Origin of the sequence: Anaerotignum faecicola, from assembly GCA_024460105.1 — a bacterium.
Classification (GTDB): Bacteria; Bacillota; Clostridia; order Lachnospirales; family Anaerotignaceae; genus JANFXS01.
In genome coordinates, this window is sequence record JANFXS010000002.1 from 478,333 (window position 1) to 494,833 (window position 16,501).

The 16,501-nt window shown below is 42.9% G+C and carries 11 protein-coding genes and 1 other annotated feature; of the genes, 4 read left to right on the forward strand and 7 right to left on the reverse strand.

Annotation, left to right across the window (positions count from 1 at the left end; genetic code table 11):
- Positions 1-502: 502 nt before the first annotated feature.
- Positions 503-3,631 carry an isoleucine--tRNA ligase gene (gene ileS / locus NE664_04785; protein ID MCQ4725979.1) on the reverse strand — a complete coding sequence of 1,043 codons (3,129 nt, stop codon included), beginning with the start codon at positions 3,629-3,631 and terminating at the stop codon, positions 503-505.
- A gap of 68 nt (positions 3,632-3,699) precedes the next feature.
- Positions 3,700-3,937: a binding site (T-box leader), on the reverse strand.
- Positions 3,938-4,196: 259 nt separating this feature from the next.
- Between ileS and NE664_04790 the strand changes: the two genes are divergently transcribed.
- Together NE664_04790 and larA are read left to right on the forward strand one after the other, a co-directional pair.
- Positions 4,197-5,645: a nicotinate phosphoribosyltransferase gene (locus NE664_04790; GenBank protein ID MCQ4725980.1), complete on the forward strand. Its 1,449-nt coding sequence runs from the start codon at positions 4,197-4,199 to the stop codon at positions 5,643-5,645.
- A 213-nt stretch (positions 5,646-5,858) separates the two neighbouring features.
- Positions 5,859-7,157, forward strand: coding sequence for a nickel-dependent lactate racemase (larA, locus tag NE664_04795; GenBank protein ID MCQ4725981.1), 1,299 nt, complete (start codon positions 5,859-5,861; stop codon positions 7,155-7,157).
- A 707-nt stretch (positions 7,158-7,864) separates the two neighbouring features.
- On the opposite strand, the gene phoU is transcribed toward larA, so the two are convergent.
- The 6 genes from phoU to NE664_04825 all read right to left on the reverse strand — a co-directional run bounded on the left by phoU (position 7,865) and on the right by NE664_04825 (position 12,538).
- The gene (gene phoU, locus NE664_04800) at positions 7,865-8,530 is read right to left on the reverse strand and encodes a phosphate signaling complex protein PhoU (protein ID MCQ4725982.1); all 666 of its coding nucleotides are present in this window, start codon (positions 8,528-8,530) and stop codon (positions 7,865-7,867) included.
- Positions 8,530-9,279: a phosphate ABC transporter ATP-binding protein PstB gene (gene pstB / locus NE664_04805; protein ID MCQ4725983.1), complete on the reverse strand. Its 750-nt coding sequence runs from the start codon at positions 9,277-9,279 to the stop codon at positions 8,530-8,532. Before pstB ends, phoU begins: the two co-directional genes overlap by 1 nt.
- On the reverse strand, positions 9,279-10,136 hold the full coding sequence (gene pstA / locus NE664_04810; protein MCQ4725984.1) for a phosphate ABC transporter permease PstA: 858 nt from the start codon (positions 10,134-10,136) through the stop codon (positions 9,279-9,281). Before pstA ends, pstB begins: the two co-directional genes overlap by 1 nt.
- A gap of 52 nt (positions 10,137-10,188) precedes the next feature.
- Positions 10,189-11,040 (reverse strand): phosphate ABC transporter permease subunit PstC, encoded by an 852-nt coding sequence (pstC, locus tag NE664_04815; protein MCQ4725985.1) that lies wholly within the window; start codon positions 11,038-11,040, stop codon positions 10,189-10,191.
- A gap of 138 nt (positions 11,041-11,178) precedes the next feature.
- Entirely contained in the window at positions 11,179-12,123 is a 945-nt protein-coding gene (locus NE664_04820) for a substrate-binding domain-containing protein (GenBank protein ID MCQ4725986.1), read from the reverse strand.
- Between the two features lie 154 nt (positions 12,124-12,277).
- The gene (locus NE664_04825) at positions 12,278-12,538 is read right to left on the reverse strand and encodes an HPr family phosphocarrier protein (protein ID MCQ4725987.1); all 261 of its coding nucleotides are present in this window, start codon (positions 12,536-12,538) and stop codon (positions 12,278-12,280) included.
- 657 nt (positions 12,539-13,195) lie between these two features.
- Here NE664_04825 and metG point away from each other — a divergent pair.
- Together metG and NE664_04835 are read left to right on the forward strand one after the other, a co-directional pair.
- Positions 13,196-15,157: a methionine--tRNA ligase gene (gene metG, locus NE664_04830; GenBank protein MCQ4725988.1), complete on the forward strand. Its 1,962-nt coding sequence runs from the start codon at positions 13,196-13,198 to the stop codon at positions 15,155-15,157.
- Between the two features lie 451 nt (positions 15,158-15,608).
- Positions 15,609-16,376 carry a TatD family hydrolase gene (locus tag NE664_04835; GenBank protein ID MCQ4725989.1) on the forward strand — a complete coding sequence of 256 codons (768 nt, stop codon included), beginning with the start codon at positions 15,609-15,611 and terminating at the stop codon, positions 16,374-16,376.
- Positions 16,377-16,501: the final 125 nt, after the last annotated feature.

The following is a 16,501-nucleotide window of genomic DNA, read 5'->3' on the forward strand; positions in this document are numbered from 1 at the left end:
CATGCTTTCTCCTTGCCCTTAAACCGCTGATGCCTTTCTTAACTTTTTGACTCCACATGGATAAAATTTTTCGTTAATCAAGGCGCAAATATGCAGGCATGCCTTCAGGCAAGTATGCAAACCGTATGCGGCACGGAAATGTTGAAAATTTTTCCCCGCGTTTCGTGTGCGCCATTGTAAACTGAAGCAAATATGCGATTATGAGCGCAGATTTTCACATAATAACGTTCATGAGCGGATAAATCGTCATGAAGAAAAATAGAAAAAAACTCCTTTGAGAATTTAAATAGCGATAAAGCGTATCCAATATTTAAAACAGATACCCTTGTCTTTATAAAAACAGCCGAAAGCGTCGTCATAAGTAAAGCGGATGAATTTATTGCGCCGTATTATAATGGCAATACGCTTCATTTTCTGTATTCTGCAAATAGAAAATCCCCCGTATAACTAAATTATACGGGGGATTCCCTTTTTTATGGAAGTCAGCCGATACGTCCGTTTATTATTTATTGTTTTTTTCTACGGCTATCGTTACCTTTTCACCGTTTACATTCCATTCTTTTTCATAGCCTTTTAAGCCGTCAAAAGATATGCTGTCGGCAAGCACGTCGCCTTTAATCATATCTCCGTTCTTTTCGGCAATACATTTAACTTTGTCATTGCCTGCAAAATAAAGATTTATCCTGTCCATAACTTCAAATCCGGCTTCTTTCCTCATTGTCTGCACTTTGCTTACAATTTCACGCACAAAGCCTTCTTCGATAAGTTCGTCGGTAAGGTTCGTATCAAGCACAACCGTCACCTTTAAATCGCCTTCCGTAATAAAGCCGGCCTTTTCCGTAGTTTCAATAAGCACATCGCTTTCGGCAAGGTTAATTTCAGTACCGTCAATTTCAAATGTAATTGAATTTCCTTTTTTAAATTCGGCAACATATGAACTTGAATCGCATGAAGCGAGGAACTGTCCGATTTTCGGAACAAGTTTTCCGTATTTAGGCCCCAATGTCCTAAGCTGAGGTTTGAGACTGTATCCTGCAAATGCGTCCGTATCCTGTGTAAACACAACATTTTTAACATTAAGCTCGTCAGCTATCGTATTTACAAACATTTCAGGAAGTTCTTTTTCTGCCTTGACATACATTGTGCCGATTGGCTGACGGTTTTTAATGTTTGCAGTATTCCTTGCGGCGCGCCCTTTCACTACAATCTGAAGAACCGTATCCATGTTAGCCTCAAGTTCCTTGTCAATCCATTCTTCTTTAACATAAGGATAATCAGCAAGATGCACGCTTACAGGGGCATTTTTGTCAAAAGTCCTTACAAGGTTTGAATATATGTCCTCAACTATATAAGGAACAAACGGCGCCGCAAGCTTGCTCATTGTAACAAGAACAGTGTAAAGTGTCATATATGCGTTAACTTTATCCTGCGGCATGCCGTTGCCCCAGAAACGCTCGCGGCTCCTTCTTACATACCAGTTGCTGAGATCGTCCACAAATTCCTGCATAGCCCTTGCCGGCTCCGTAATTTTATAAGAGTTAAGACATTCGTCAACATATTTAACAACCGAATTAAGCTTTGAAAGCACCCATTTGTCCATCGGAGGGAGCTTGTCGTATTCAAGGCTGTACTTTGTAGGATCAAACTGGTCAATTTCGGCATAAAGCACATAGAAAGCGTATGTGTTCCAAAGAGTTCCCATAAACTTCCTCTGCTGGTCGCTCACCGCATCCTCATCAAAACGGCATGGCAGCCATGGAGCGCTGTTGACATAGAAATACCAACGGATAGCGTCCGCACCCTGCTTGTCGAGTATATACCATGGATCCACAACATTTCCTTTATGCTTGCTCATCTTAATTCCGTTTTTGTCAAGCACATGGCCCAAAACAATACAGTTTTTATAATCCGTGCTGTCAAAAAGCAAAGTTGATATTGCAAGCTGCGAATAGAACCAGCCCCTTGTCTGATCTATGGCCTCCGAAATAAAGTCCGCCGGGAAACGCGATTCAAAAAGCTCTTTATTTTCAAATGGGTAGTGCCACTGTGCAAAAGGCATTGCGCCGCTGTCAAACCAGCAGTCTATAACCTCCGAAACCCTTGTCATCTGCTTTCCGCATTCCGGACATTTGATATGAACCGCATCAATAAAAGGCTTGTGAAGTTCAATATCATCCGGGCAGTCGTCGCTCATTGATTTAAGTTCTTCAATACTGCCTATTACATGGCGGCATCCGCATTCACATTCCCAAACGGGAAGCGGAGTTCCCCAATACCGTTCGCGGCTTAATCCCCAGTCGATAACATTCTCGAGGAATTTTCCGAAACGGCCCTCTTTTATATTGTCGGGATACCAGTTTATTGTACGGTTGTTTGCAACAAGCCTGTCCCTTACCTTTGTCATTTCGATAAACCATGTATCCCTTGCATAATAAAGAAGCGGCGTATCGCACCTCCAGCAGAACGGATAACTGTGTTCAAAATTAAGAGCGGCAAAGAGAGTCCCTTTTTCTTTGAGATATTCGAGCACCATTTTGTCGCCGTCTTTAACAAATACGCCTTTCCATGGTTTGACTTCTTCTGTAAAAAGTCCCTGGCTGTCCACATACTGGCGGAAAGGCAGGCCGTAATTACGTCCGAGACGGGCGTCATCCTCACCGAATGCAGGCGCAATGTGTACAACGCCCGTACCGTCGGTAAGCGTAACATAATCGTCCGTTACAACCCTGAAACCTTTGTCATCGTCGTCCACAAAGTCAAAAAGCGGCCAATAGCGCACTCCCACATAATCAGCGCCTTTTTTAGTTTCAACAACTTCATAGTCGGCGTCCTCTCCCAGCACAGATTTAAGGAGAGCTTCCGCAAGTATGAGAAATTCGCCGTCTTTTTTTATTTTAACATACGTTTCCTTCTCGTTCATGGCGAGGGCAACGTTTGACGGAAGGGTCCAAGGGGTTGTCGTCCATGCGAGTATATATTCGTTTTCCGCATCCCTTACTTTAAATTTTGCAATTGCGGAAATTTCCTTAACGTCTTTGTATCCCTGAGCAACCTCGTGGCTTGAAAGAGCCGTCCCGCAGCGAGGGCAGTAAGGCACGATTTTATGTCCCTTGTACAAAAGGCCTTTGTCCCAAATCTTTTTAAGCGCCCACCAAACGCTTTCTATATAGTTATTGTGGTACGTTACATAAGCGGAGTCCATATCAGCCCAGAAAGCGACGCGGTCGCTCATGTCCTCCCATTCGGACTTATATTTCCAAACGCTTTCCTTGCATTTTTGTATAAACGGCTCAACGCCGTATTCCTCAATCTGCGGTTTGCCGTCAAGGCCGAGCATTTTTTCGACTTCAAGCTCTACCGGGAGGCCATGGGTATCCCAGCCCGCTTTGCGGACAATATCATATCCTTTCATAACCCTGTATCTTAATATGATGTCCTTAACGCTCCTTGTAATAACATGGCCTATATGCGGCCTGCCGTTGGCGGTAGGCGGGCCTTCATACCATGTAAACTTAGGGCCGCCGGATCTTAATTCGGTACTTTTTTTAAAGATTTCGTTCTTTTTCCAGAAATCAAGTATTGCCTTTTCTCTGGACACAAAGTCAAGGTTCGTTGATACTTTGCTGTACATTTCTTTTCCTCCTAAAATAATAAATATATTAAAAACTTAATTAACAATAAAAAAACCCCGTCCTGCAAATACAGGACGAGGGATCGCGGTACCACCTGAATTGGCATAAATATATTATGCCCTCTTTGAAGGCGCCGAAACAGCGCCGCCCGATTAACGGAGGGAAAACCGTCGCCGGCTACTTAAATATTTCGCCTGCGCCGCTAAAAGGTGATTTTGGGCATTTCCTACTTGCGGCGGGCTTCCACCTTCCCCGCCTCGCTTTGGCTTTTGAAAAATGCTTACTGTCCTTATCACTGCGTTTTAACATATAAATATTTGTCACGGCGGTTTTGCCGCCGATTTTTTATTCGCAAAACAGACGGGCAAAGAGAATTTGCCGCAATAAGATAAAACTTGATGCTGTTCGTTAGATTATATATTATTAAACCTCTTTTGTAAAGGGGTGAATTTAAAAACAGAAAGCGATTTTAAAAAATATGTTTGAAATATCCGCAAAATCGGAGTATAATGTTTGTTAATTTATTTATAGTTATGTTTATATTATAAAAAGGAGTATATACACATGGATATTCAGAATTGGCCTCTTTTAACCGACCTTTATGAGCTTACAATGATGCAGGGATATTTTAATTCGCCGCAGGAAAATAAAACCGTTGTTTTTGACCTTTTTTATAGGATAAATCCCTCAAACGCAAGCTTTGCAATCACCTGTGGACTTGAACAGGCCATTGAATATATTAAAAATCTCAAATTTACAGACAGCCAGCTTAATTACCTTAAAAGTCTAGGCATATTTGACGATGAATTTTTGAACTATCTTAAAAACTTCAAATTTTCAGGCGATATACTGGCAATACCGGAAGGAACCGTAGTTTTCCCTATGGAACCTCTACTCCAGGTAAAAGCGCCGATTATGGAAGCGCAGCTTGTCGAAACGGCATTGTTAAATATAATAAACCATCAAAGCCTTATAGCGACAAAGGCCGCAAGGGTTGTATGGGCGGCAAGCGGAGATCCAGTTTTGGAATTCGGCCTTAGGCGGGCGCAGGGACCGGACGCCGGCACATACGGCGCAAGGGCGGCCGTTATAGGAGGCTGCGTAGGCACAAGCAACGTGCTTACAGGCCAGCTTTTTGACGTGCCTGTAAAGGGCACCCATGCCCACAGCTGGGTAATGAGTTTCCAAAGCGAGCTTGAAGCGTTCAGGGCGTACGCAAAAAAGTTTCCTGACGCATGCCTTCTTCTTGTGGACACATACAATACCCTTGAGCAGGGAATACCGAACGCTATACAATGCTTTAAAGAAATGAAAGCAGCCGGCTATCCACTTAAAGGCTACGGAATACGCCTTGACAGCGGGGATCTTGCGTATATATCAAAGCAGGCGAGAAAAATGCTCGACGCCGCCGGATTTGAAGACGCAATTATAAGCGCAAGCAGCGACCTTGACGAAAACCTTATTGCAAGCCTTAAACTTCAGGGAGCAAAAATAACCCTTTGGGGCGTCGGCACAAAACTTATAACCTCCGACGACTGTCCGGCTTTCGGCGGCGTTTACAAGCTTGCGGCCGAAACTGACGAAACCGGCGAATTCGTGCCTAAAATAAAGCTTTCAAATAATCCTTCAAAAGTGACCCTGCCGGGAATTAAAAAAGTAATAAGGATTTATGACAAAACCACAAATAAAATTAAAGCAGACCTTATAACCCTTGAACACGAAACTTATGACGAAAACAACCCTTTAACGCTGTTTGACCAAACGGCAACATGGAAAAGGATGGAGCTCAAACCCGGTTCATATTATTTAAGGGAACTTTTAACACCTGTATTCGTTAATGGCGAATGCGTATATACTTCGCCGAAAACAATGGAAATCAGGGAATACGCGCAAAAAGAGCTCAATACCCTTTGGGACGAGCATAGGCGTTTGGCAAACCCCCACACAGTGCCTGTCGATTTGTCCGAGGAGCTTTATGTTCTCCGTGAAAGGATGATTAGGGAGTTTAAATAAAGCGTATTAAAAAAACTTTTACGCTTTATGGAAAACCGAATATAAAAACATACCGACAAACCTTTTAAACGCCTGAAAAGGCGTTTTTTATCTTCCTTCCAGCATCCGAGTATACTGAGAATATATTAATTGACATGAAAATTATCAAATGATATTATAGAATTATATTATTACATTTATTTACAGTCTATTGTTATCAAAGGGGGAAACAAAATGGCTAAATACAGTTTCAGGTACGGCGACGGAAACATTGACTTTGAATATCCTCAGGAAGATGTAATAAAAGTCCTTGAGCCAAATAAAGTTGATATCCCTTGCCTTGACGAGGAAGAAATAATAAGGAAATCCATTGAAAACCCTATCGGCTCTCCTAAATTGGAAGAAATAGTTAAGGCCGGGCAGACAGTATGCATAGTTGTTCCGGATGTTACAAGGCTTTGGTCAAAACCTGCCGTTATATGCAAAATATTAGTCGAAAAGCTCAATAAAATAGGCGTTAAAGACAGCGATATACTTTTTATAGCCGCTGTGGGCACCCACAGACTTCAGGAAGAAGAAGATTTTATCAATCTTATCGGCGAGGATCTTTATAAACGCATACGGATAGAAAACCACCTTTGCGACGGAGAAGTTGTGGAAACCGGCGTTTCTTCATACGGAAACGTTATGCAGGTTAATGCCCATGCTATGGCGTGCGATCATAGGATACTTGTCGGCGGCGTTGTTTTCCATTTCTTAGCCGGGTTCGGCGGCGGAAGGAAAACCGTACTTCCGGGAATTTCAAGCCGTTCCACAATAAACTACAACCATAAAATGTATTTTAAACCAGGTCCGGCCGGAAGCGGAGCAATAGAAACCTGCGCCTGCGGTATTTTTGACGAAACCAATCCTCTTAACATGGATATGATAGAAGCCGCAAAATTCGCACAAATATCTTTCATAGTAAATTCGGTTGTCAACAGCGAACAAAAAATAGCGGCATGTTTCTCGGGCGACGTTATTAAAGCCCATGAGGAAGCGGCGGCGCTGGTTAAAAAAATCGACGGCGTAAAAATAGACCGTCAAGCAGATCTCGTAATAGCTTCTGCCTGCGGATACCCAAAAGATATAAACTTTTATCAGGGAGTTAAACCCGTATTTAACGCCATAGGCGCCATTAAGCCGAAAGAAGGCGTTCTTATACTTGTTTCCGAATGCCGCGAAGGTTTCGGCAACCCCGACACCGAAAAATTCGCCTTTGAATTTGACAACATGCTTGACAGGGAAATATATCTCCGTGATAATTACGGCATAGGACGTTTCACGGGATTCAGGCTTTTTGAAGTGGCGACACAAATCCATTTTATACTTGTATCCAGCATGAAGCCGGAAATGTTTGCCAAAACAGACATTCACACGGCAGAAACTGTTGAAGACGCCATAGAATTGGCCAAGAAGCTTACCGGTAAAGAAAAGCTTTCAACATACATAATGCCTTATGCCGCCAACACAATGGCAAGCATGAACATTTAAACGGGCGCAATATATGTTCGGTACATACCATGCATTTAGACTGTGCATTTTATAGCAAAGTATGGCTGATTACAAAGTAAAGAATACTGATTGTAAAAGCAAGTAATATTCTCACAAAAAATAGGTAATACCAGTTATAAAGGCGTTTTATCCTGTTAATTTCTCGTGGATAAAACGCCTTTTCATTTATTATACACTTCGCAAATCAGCGTCAGCATATTTGATTTTTAACATATCCTTCGATTTTAAATTATTTATACCCCGGTTTACAAAGCATGTACGGGTAAGTCCGGCATAACGGCACAGTATAGCCCCAAAACTATTTAACACATCTTCGGCACGCATTTTCACTGCTTTTAAGCAGCTAATGGCGGCCTTAACTCGGCAACTGTCCTTACCATTCCGCATCCGTAAAACCATTATGCATGATATCTGAAAAATCCAAAGCGAAAAAAGCAAAACCTCATATTTATAATATAAAAGCAAATCTCATAGACTCCGGTTAGTTCCGTTTGCACCGTCTGCTTCAGTACAAATAAAAAAGGCCTCGTATTTATTCTCTTGGGAGGAAGAATAAACAGAAAGCCCGAGATGTATAGGCCGCGGATTGGGTAAACATGCAAATTTGGAGGAAATTGCATATAAGAATTATTGTAACCGTCAGCCAATACACTTTATCAAAAATCAGCTAAAGCATGTATGCGCAATTATACAAGCCCCAACTGGTCGTGTTGTCCTTTGTGGATTCCCGTTACGGAATATTCAACCCATTCCGCAATATTTGTAGCATGGTCGCCTATCCTTTCAAGGTATTTTGAAATCATAAGCAAATCTATAGCATAAACGCCGCAGTTACTGTCCTTAGTTATAAGGCCGATAAGTTCGTTTTTAATTTCGTTAAAATAACTGTCGGCGGTGTCGTCGTCGTCAATAACTTTTTTTGCCAAAACAAGATCCTTGTCCACATATGCGTCGATACTTTCCGTAACCATTTTCATAACGACGCTTGCCATTTGCGCGACAGGCACGTTTTTAGCCCATGTTGAAATATCGTTCATCTGTGTTATTTCGGCTATATCCTCCGCCTGATCGCCTATCCTTTCCATGTCCGTTATCATTTTAAGCGCCGCGGAAATCTGCCTTAAATCCCCGGCAACCGGCTGCTGCTGAAGTATCATTTTTAAACAGAGCTGTTCAATCGATCGTTCCTTTTCGTCAATTTCTCCTGCCATCTGACGCGCAAGCTTCGAATATCCCATTTCACCGGTCACAAGGCCGTGTACCGCGTTTTTAATGGCTTTCTCGCAAAGCTCGCCCATTTCAACCATTTCGCTGTTGAGGATTTCAAGCTGCTGTGCAAACCTTTTTCTCATTAACCAAACCTCCCTGTAATATAATCCTCTGTGCGTTTATTTTTCGGCATAGAGAAAATTTGTTCCGTTTCGCCGAATTCCACTACTTCACCTAAATGAAAATATGCCGTCTTGTCAGAAATCCTCGCCGCCTGCTGCATATTGTGGGTAACCATAACAATGGTATAGTTCTTTTTAAGTTCTGCCGCAAGATCTTCGATTTTAAGGGTAGATATGGGATCAAGCGCGCTTGTAGGTTCGTCCATAAGCAAAACTTCCGGCTGTACGGCAAGGGCGCGGGCTATACATATCCTCTGCTGCTGTCCGCCCGAAAGGCCTAACGCGCTTTTTTTCAGGCGGTCTTTAACTTCGTCCCAAATAGCCGCGTCACGAAGCGATTTTTCAACGATTGCGTCAAGCTCTTTTTTATTTTTAACGCCGTGGGTTCTCGGCCCGAATGCTATATTGTCATATACGCTCATGGGAAACGGGTTTGGATTTTGAAACACCATGCCCACTCTTTTTCTTAAAATATTTACGTCAATATCCTTATATATATCAACGCCGTTTAAAAGTATTTCACCTTCTATCCTGCACCCTTCCACAATATCGTTCATCCTGTTGATTGATTTTAAAAGCGTGCTTTTTCCGCATCCGGAGGGGCCTATAAAGGCAGTTATTTCCTTTTCCGGTATATTAAGGTTTATGTTTTTGAGCGCTTTAAATTCGCCGTAATATAAATCAAGGTTTGAAACCGTTATTTTATCCATTATTTTCCTCCGTCCCTGGAAAATTTCTTAACTATAAATCCAGAAAGCATGTTTATCGCAATCACAACAATCAAAAGTATAAAGGCCGTGGCATATGCCTTATCTATAAAAAGCCCCTCGCAGGAAAGGTTATACATATGAACCGCAAGGGTTCTTGTAGAATCGAAAAGGAAATCCTTTCCGCCTGCCGCCTCAGCGATAGTGCCGGCAGTATACATAAGCGCGGCCGTTTCGCCAACTATACGCCCTATGGCAAGTATAATCCCCGCCATTATTCCCGGAACGGCAGAAGGCAGAACAATCCTGAATATTGTGCGCAGTTTTCCGGCGCCGAGCCCGAAGCTTCCTTCCCTGTACGCCTTAGGCACTGAAAGCAGGGCCTCTTCCGTCGTTCTCATTATAAGCGGCAGTATCATAAGCGCAACCGTACATGCCCCGGCTATAAGCGACATTCCCCATTTAAGCGCCGTCACAAAAAACAAAAGCCCGAAAAGCCCGTAAACTATCGACGGTATTCCCGAAAGCGTTTCCGCCGTAAGCCTGATTACTTTAACAAGCCTGCTTCCCTGCGACGAGTATTCAACAAGGAATATCGCCGCCGCAATACCTATGGGAGCCGATATAATAAGCGCGATTACAATCATAAAAACAGTATTTACCAACGCCGGCATCAATGAACCGTTATCCGACGTATATTCCCATGCAAATAAATCCGCCGTTAAGTTTGGCGCCCCTTTCATTACTATATATCCTATTATAAGCAGGACTGCTCCCACCGTTAAAAAAGCCGATAACTTCACAAGTAAATTAAGGAGAACGCTGATTAAATCTTTTTTCGCCTTGGGCTTATTTGTCATTTTAGCCGTCTTTGCCAAGTTTACGCCACCGACTGTATCCGCCGTATCCATTTTATCTCTCCCCGCTTTCTTTTAACGCCGCAAACACAAGATTTATAATAAGTATAAATGTAAAAAGCACAACGCCCGTTGCAATAAGCGCCTCCCTGTGGAGATCGGCGGCGTATCCCATTTCAAGTACTATATTCGCCGTCATTGTCCTTACGCCTTTTAATATTCCTTTAGGCATCATCGTCTGGTTTCCGGCAACCATTATCACAGCCATTGTTTCGCCTATAGCACGTCCTATGCCGAGCACTACGGCGGCAAGTATTCCCGATTTGGCCGCCGGCAGGGCGGCAAAAAATATGCTTCTTTCTTTTGTAGCGCCCAAAGCCAACGCGCCCTGATAATATTTTCCCGGCACCGCCCTTATGGCGGCTTCGCTTACGCCTATAATAGTAGGAAGTATCATTATTCCCAAAAGAAGTATCGCCGTAAGCATTACGTTTCCTTTGCAGTCAAATACCTCCCTTATAAGCGGCACCATAACCACAAGGCCGAAAAAACCGTATACAACCGACGGTATGCCGGCCATAAGTTCAGTCAGCGGCTTCATAACTTTATAAACCGGTTTCGGACAGAAATAAACCATATAAACCGCCGTAAAAATACCTATCGGCACGCCCACGGCTATCGCTCCCGCCGTAACGCATATACTGCCTAAAATCATAGGGAGTATCCCGTACATGTTATTGCCGGGTTTCCATTTCGTGCCGAAAAGGAAATCCGCCGCCCCTATTTCCCCTATGGCCGGAAGCCCGCCGGCAAAAAGGAAAATGCATATTACAGCCACCGCAATAACCGACGTGCAGGCGGCAATCAGGAAAATATATTTAGCTATTTTTTCATTCACTTTATTCATAAAAAATCCCCGCGCATATTTTTATATTATTCAGGACCGTTTTGCCAAAACCGACCCAGCCCGCCTTCACACGGCCGCCGGCTTTACAAACAATATTCAGGCCGCTTGCCTTTAAAGGCAGGCGGCCCGTACCTTTGATTACTGTACTTCGCTCCAGTCCGTAATTTCGCCTGTATATATAGCTTTAACAGTTTCGCTTGACATATCGCCGATTGGGTTTTCATTGTTCACTATAACCGCAATGCCGTCGATTGCGATAACCGTATCTTTAAGCCCCGCTTCCTTTTCGCTGTCTTTAAGTTCGCGGCTTGCCATTCCTATGTCGCATATGCCGTCGATTACAGAATTCATGCCCGTTGTAGAATCGCTCTGCTGAACTTCTATTTCAACATTTGGGTTTAACGCAACATAAGCCTCTTTAAGTTTTTCCATAACGGGAGTTACCGACGAAGAACCGGCAAGAACAACTTTTCCGCTTACGTTTCCGCCTGCAAACGCCCCCGTCGAGCCGTTTGAAATATATCCAGCTTCCTCAACGACAGCCTGACCTTCATCGCTTAAAATGAAATTTATAAAATCCTGTGCGGTTTCCGAAACATTGTCTGTTGTTGCAATATTAAACGGCCTTGAAATTTTATATGTACCGTCTTTAATCGTTTCTACGCTTGCTTCAGCCCCGTCGATTAAAAGCGCTTTAACCGTATCGTTAAGCGAGCCGAGGGAAATATAACCGATTGCCGCTTCATCGCCCGCCACTGTAGTCATCATAACGGCGGTACTGTTTGTAATGCTTGCTTCTTCAGTAGTCATGTCGACCTTTTCTCCGGCGTCATTCTTTTCCTCAACTCCGAAAAGCTCTATAAAAGCGCCCCTTGTGCCTGAGCCGTCTTCCCTTGAAACAACTGAAATTTCGCCTTCAAAGCCGCCGACCCCGGTTTCTTCATCGCCGCCATCGGCAGAAGTTTCGGCCTGCGTATTGGAATCCGTTTCGGCAGACGCCTGTGTGTCGCTGCCTGACGAACATCCTGCAAACAGCGCCGTACACATTGACAACATTAAAACCGCACTTAATATTTTCTTCATTTTTATCATTCTCCTTTTGTTTATTTACAGTGACAATGATAATGCGGCCTTGTAAAATCCAAACGCTGTTTATTGCAAAATATTTGTAAAAATAAAAAACAGCCCGAAAGGCTTAAAACCTGACGGACTTAAATATATTTTACATTATTTTTACTTACTCGCGCATATTTTCCATAAATGCGGAGATTTCATCGACAGCCTGCTGTTCGTCTTTTCCTTCGGCCCTGAGTATAACTTCGTCTCCGTAATTAAGGCTCAGCATAATAAGGTTGAGTATGCTTTTGGCATTGGCTTCCTTTGTGCCGCTTATAATTTTAATATCGCTTTTGTATTTAAAAACGAAGGAAATAAAATGCGCCGACGCTTTTGCATGCATACCGCTCGGGTTAACTATTTTAACTCTTTTTTCAACCAATTCAACATACCTCCTATATTTCTTCTCCCCGTGATTATAATTTAACATATGTACATATGTTTTTCAATCATGAAAATTATAAAATACGGCAAAAATCCCTATGTATCAAAATAAAAGCAATCTTAAATATTGTTCCCGCACAGCCTTTGCCGCCGCAATAAGCAAAACAAAACGGATAATGCGGCCTGAACCGTACCGCATCGCGGCGGCGGCTTTCAAAACCGCGGCGCCGTTAAACAAAATACCGCTCATGCAGATATTAAGCGGGAAATTAGCTTCAGTTTGCAAGAGCGCACACGGTTTTAACGGATATTAACGGCGAAATTGCTGTGTTAAAACCATTTGACATTGGCTCATCGGCGTCTGTTCGTCGCTGCATTGCTCTTACGCCGCTTATGTCAGTTAAAATTTCACAGCCTTGCAAGGAAAAATTTTTTGCAGTTCAAAGCCACGCGCGTCGGCATAGCGGTTCCTATGGCAAGCGTATGCAGCAGCGATATTTTGAAAATTTTTCTTTGTGTGGCGTGTATGCCCCTGTAAACCGAATCTAAGCCTTTTTTTAAATTTTTTTGCTTTTTTATGCTAAATTAGATATAATACCTATCATAACATGATTAACCACATTTATTCAGCAGATTTATAAACGGAGGGATTATTTTGAACGGTGAGAAGTTTTATATAACAACGCCTATTTATTACCCAAGCGACAAGCTCCACATCGGCCACTCATACTGCACTGTGGCGGCCGACGCCATGGCGCGCTATAAAAGGCTCAGGGGCTATGACGTAATGTTTTTAACGGGAACGGACGAACATGGACAGAAAATCGAAAGAATAGCTACAAGCCAGGGCGTAACCCCCAAACAGTATGTAGATAAAATAGTCGACGGCATAAAAGCTTTATGGAAGGATCTCGATATATCATATGACAAATTTATACGCACAACCGACGATTACCACGTTGAAGCAGTAAAGAAAATATTTAAGGCTCTTTATGACAAAGGCGATATATATAAATCCGAATATGAAGGCTGGTACTGCACTCCATGTGAAACATTCTTTACCGAGCGCCAGCTTGTCGACGGGAAATGCCCCGACTGTGGACGCGAAGTCGAAAAAGTTAAGGAAGAAAGCTATTTCTTCAGGCTTTCAAAATATCAGGACAGGCTTATTGAACACATAGAAAATAACCCCGGCTTCATATCCCCTCAGTCCAGACAGACAGAAATGATTTCCAACTTCCTAAAACCGGGCCTTGACGACCTTTGCGTAAGCCGTACTTCTTTCAAATGGGGCATCCCTGTGGACTTTGATCCGGGCCATATAGTATATGTGTGGGTTGACGCTCTTTCAAACTATATCACCGCTTTAGGCTACGGCACGGAGCATGACGAGCTTTATAAAAAATACTGGCCGGCCGACGTGCACCTTGTCGGAAAAGAAATAGTCCGTTTCCACACAATCATATGGCCGGCAATGCTTATGGCCCTTGATCTTCCTCTGCCAAAGCAGGTGTTCGGCCACGGCTGGCTTATAATAGACGGCGGAAAAATGTCGAAATCCAAAGGAAATGTTGTGGACCCTAAGGTGCTTGTAGATAAATACGGCCTAGACTCAATACGCTATTTCCTTTTAAGGGAAGTCGCTTTCGGCCAGGACGGCAATTTTACAAACGAAGCCCTTATACAGCGCATTAACTCAGACCTTGCAAACGACCTCGGAAACCTTGTTTCCAGGACTGTCGGCATGATTGAAAAATATTTCGGCGGCACACTGCCTTATGAACAGGATTCTACGGAATTTGATACCGACCTTATCAAAACGTCAGGCGAAACAGTTAAAAAATTTGAAGGCTATATGGATAAAATGCTCTTCAGCGACGCTCTCAGCGAGCTTTGGGCTCTTATACGCCGCACAAACAAATATATTGACGAAACACAGCCATGGGTACTCTGCAAAGACGCCGAAAAAACTCCTCTTCTTGCAGGCGCGCTTTATAACGTGGCGGAAAGCATACGTATTATATCAATTATGCTTCAGCCGTTTATGCCCAATGCGCCAAAAGCTATATGGCAGCAGCTTAATATAAACGACGAAAGGCTTAGGGAGTGGGATTCAATACGCAAATGGGGGCTTATGGCACATGATCTGACAGTTAAGAAAGGCCCGGCGCTCTTCCCGCGCATCGATATGAAAAAAGAACTTGAAGAACTTGAAACGGCGCTTAAAGCCGCACAGGCCGAAAGCATTGCGAACAAAACGGCAAAAGAAGAAAACGGCAAAGAGGAATTTAACGAAATAACCATAGACGACTTTGCCAAAATACAGCTTGTAACCGGAGAAGTTATTGCAAGCGAAGCCGTGAAAGGCTCTAAAAAGCTTTTGAAAAACACAGTTAAAATGGGCGATGAAACAAGGACAATACTTTCCGGAATAGCAAAATACTATACCCCTGAAGAAATGGCAGGCAAAAAGGTTGTTGTCGTCGCCAACCTCGCCCCAAGAAAAATGATGGGCGAAGTTTCCCACGGCATGATACTCTGTGCCGAGGACGCCGACGGAAACTTATCCCTTGTTTCCAACGACAAAGGGTTCGGCGGAGGATTTGAAGTCAGGTAATTATTTAACCCGCAAGGTTTAAACAAGGATATAAAACGGAAAAACCAGGCTGCCCGCCGTTATTACGGTATCGGCGGCCTGTTGTCTGAACTGCTGATATGGATTCCCGTTATTTTACGAAACCGCCCGTAAATTTGCATTAAAGCGGCAGAAATATCTGCGTCCTTCCTGCATATAGCCGATAAGACGTATATACGTCCCAAACCGAAAGAAACGCGTTATTAATACATGTATTTAAAGGCGGCCTTATTGATTTTAAGCTGTATTTTGCAGTCATGGCATGTCTGTTCTTCAGGCTTACGGCTTTAGGCGCCGCCAAAGTGCAAAATAACTCTTTGATTAAACCAATATTGTTTTTCGCTTTGAAAAATGTCCCTCATAATTTATAAAATAGTTCCGCTGTTTCCGTTACCGCTGACAGCCGCTATTTGTTACAGGAGGTTTTATATTTATGTACTTTGACAGCCACGCACATTATGACGACGAACGGTTTGACCAAGACCGTGACGAGCTTTTAACAGAAATGCATAATAAAAATGTAGATTTAATCCTAAATTCAGGCGAAAGTATCGATTCTGCAAAAAAAACGCTGGAACTGATAAAAAAATACCCGTTTATATACGGAGCTGTGGGCATACACCCGCATAATGCAAAAAAAACATGCGAAAGCGATATAAACCTTTTAAGGGATTACTCTAAAAATGATAAAATAGTTGCCATAGGCGAAATAGGCCTCGACTATTATTATGATACTTCACCGCGTGACAAACAGCGTTATTGGTTTAAACGGCAACTTGAGCTTGCCGACGAACTTGATCTTCCGGTTATAATCCACAGCCGCGACGCGGCACAGGAATGTTTTGACATAATAAAATCAAGCGGCGTTTCAAAAGGTGTTATACATTGTTACAGCGGAAGCGCTCAAATGGCCCTTGATTACATCGAAATGGGTTTTTATATTGGCTTAGGCGGCGTTTTAACATATAATAACGCCAGAAAAACAGTTGAAGTTGCGGAAGCAGTACCCATCGAAAAAATAGTTATCGAAACCGACTGCCCTTATCTCGCCCCGGCGCCTATGCGCGGCAAACGAAATAATTCGATGTACTTGGAATATATTGCGGAAAAAATATCGCAAATAAAAAATATACCGCATAAGGAAGTTGCGGAAATAACAAAAAATAACGCTGTAAAGCTTTTTAACATATCCAATGCCTGAAATATTTGCGGCGGATAAATCCTTTCTTATCCGCGCTGTAAAAAATATAAGCGTACAGTACGGTTTGTAATACTGCTTGCATCCGTACTGTTTTTTATTTTTCCTTTTGAACACGCACAGTTTAT

Bases quoted from the DNA above. Each gene is read 5' to 3' on its own strand.
- ileS (MCQ4725979.1), bottom strand. From the start codon at position 3,631: ATGTACAGCAAAGTATCAACGAACCTTGACTTTGTGTCCAGAGAAAAG.
- NE664_04790 (MCQ4725980.1), top strand. From the start codon at position 4,197: ATGGATATTCAGAATTGGCCTCTTTTAACCGACCTTTATGAGCTTACA.
- larA (MCQ4725981.1), top strand. From the start codon at position 5,859: ATGGCTAAATACAGTTTCAGGTACGGCGACGGAAACATTGACTTTGAA.
- phoU (MCQ4725982.1), bottom strand. From the start codon at position 8,530: ATGAGAAAAAGGTTTGCACAGCAGCTTGAAATCCTCAACAGCGAAATG.
- pstB (MCQ4725983.1), bottom strand. From the start codon at position 9,279: ATGGATAAAATAACGGTTTCAAACCTTGATTTATATTACGGCGAATTT.
- pstA (MCQ4725984.1), bottom strand. From the start codon at position 10,136: ATGACAAATAAGCCCAAGGCGAAAAAAGATTTAATCAGCGTTCTCCTT.
- pstC (MCQ4725985.1), bottom strand. From the start codon at position 11,040: ATGAATAAAGTGAATGAAAAAATAGCTAAATATATTTTCCTGATTGCC.
- NE664_04820 (MCQ4725986.1), bottom strand. From the start codon at position 12,123: ATGAAGAAAATATTAAGTGCGGTTTTAATGTTGTCAATGTGTACGGCG.
- NE664_04835 (MCQ4725989.1), top strand. From the start codon at position 15,609: ATGTACTTTGACAGCCACGCACATTATGACGACGAACGGTTTGACCAA.